Source organism: Muriicola sp. (assembly GCF_041567615.1).
Lineage (GTDB): Bacteria > Bacteroidota > Bacteroidia > Flavobacteriales > Flavobacteriaceae > Muriicola.
On record NZ_JBFGBM010000279.1, the window covers coordinates 1 to 1,512 of the forward strand.

At 53.5% G+C, this 1,512-nt stretch carries 2 protein-coding genes; one reads left to right on the forward strand and one right to left on the reverse strand.

Features of this window, described 5'->3' with window-relative positions; all coding sequences use genetic code 11:
• Window positions 1-12: 12 nt before the first annotated feature.
• Window positions 13-735 carry a copper homeostasis protein CutC gene (locus tag ABYP73_RS13045; protein WP_372974627.1) on the reverse strand — a complete coding sequence of 241 codons (723 nt, stop codon included), beginning with the start codon at window positions 733-735 and terminating at the stop codon, window positions 13-15.
• Between the two features lie 43 nt (window positions 736-778).
• Here ABYP73_RS13045 and ABYP73_RS13050 point away from each other — a divergent pair.
• On the forward strand, window positions 779-1,512 hold a 734-nt coding region (locus ABYP73_RS13050; RefSeq protein ID WP_372974628.1), incomplete at its 3' end, for an isoaspartyl peptidase/L-asparaginase family protein.

Genomic DNA, 1,512 nt, shown 5'->3' on the forward strand with positions numbered 1-1,512 from the left:
ATTCTTTTAGACTTAATTAACGCTTTCGATCACTTTTCTCAGGATTTCAGGATCTGTTTTAAGGACGTGATTCTCCGGGGATATGTTGGATGTTCTCATGGGCAGGGGGTGGGTTTCAGGCGTATTGACAACCGCTCGGCTGGCAGACAGATGCAAAGCGTTGAATCCTTCTTCTTTAAAGAGCAGGGCATTCCGGGCATTGATCCCCCCTCCCGGCATTACGGTACACCCGGATGAGAGAGGGAGTAACTTCCGCAGGACGGCCAGACCTTTTTCTGCGGTTTGCGCCTGCCCGGAGGTAAGTAAGGTTTGAACCCCGATTTCCTGCAACCTGAGGAAGGTTCCGGCCGGGTCTGGTACCCAGTCGAATGCCCGGTGAAAGGTGAAGGACATGCCCTTACTGTGATCCAGTAGTTCAGAGGTCCTTTTCCAATCTACTTTCATATCCTCTTGCAAAACTCCCGAGACGATCCCATCTACCCCCAGGGACCGGCAGATACCTATGTCCTGTTTCATAGCAAATAACTCATGTTCTGAATAGGTAAAGTCGCCGCTCCTCGGCCTGACAAGGACGTGTACCGGGATATGAAGGGCTTGCTTGACGGTCCGGATCAGGCCGTAGGACGGGGTGATCCCTCCCAGGGAAAGTTCCGCGCAAAGTTCAATCCGTTGTGCTCCTGCCCCCTGAGCGATCAGGGCGGATTCCAGAGAGGTCACGCAAACTTCTACGGTCATTATCCCTATCTTTAATCACATAAATGTAATCAACTCTAACGGTATGGACAGAAGAAAGTTTATTAAAAACGGGGGTCTGGGGGGAGCGGCCCTCATGGGCGGTGCCTGGGCAGCTTCATGCGCAGACAAAACATCGGAAGAAAAGGCCGGGAACATTACTCCGACTGGGCCTCTGGTGATCGCCACCTGGAACGTACCCAATGCCACGGCTAAGGCATATGAAGTCCTGAAGGGTAAGGGTACAGCTCTGGATGCCGTGGAACAAGGGGTCATGATGGAGGAAGCCGATGTGAACAACCAGTCCGTAGGGAAAGGAGGTCGGCCAGACCGGGATGGGAATGTGACCCTGGACGCTTGCATCATGGACAAGGACAGTCGGTGTGGCGCCGTAGTATATCTGCAAAATATCGTCCATGCCGTATCCGTGGCCCGCAGGGTCATGGAAGACACGCCCCACGTAATGCTCGCCGGGGAAGGCGCCAGGAAATTCGCCCTTGAGAAAGGCTTCCCGGAAGAGGATCTCCTTACGGATAAATCCCGGCAGGAATGGCTCGAATGGAAAAAGACCTCCAAATATGACCCGGTCATCAATATCGAGAACCACGATACCATTGGCATGCTGGCTATCGACTCAAGCGGGGATATAGCAGGGGCCTGCACGACCAGTGGTATGGCTTACAAAATGGCTGGAAGGGTAGGCGATTCTCCCATAATCGGGGCGGGACTGTTTGTAGATAACGAGATTGGAGGTGCCACTGCCACTGGCATGGGGGAAGA

Coding starts and splice junctions, on each gene's coding strand:
- ABYP73_RS13045 (WP_372974627.1), bottom strand. CDS start 735: ATGACCGTAGAAGTTTGCGTGACCTCTCTGGAATCCGCCCTGATCGCT.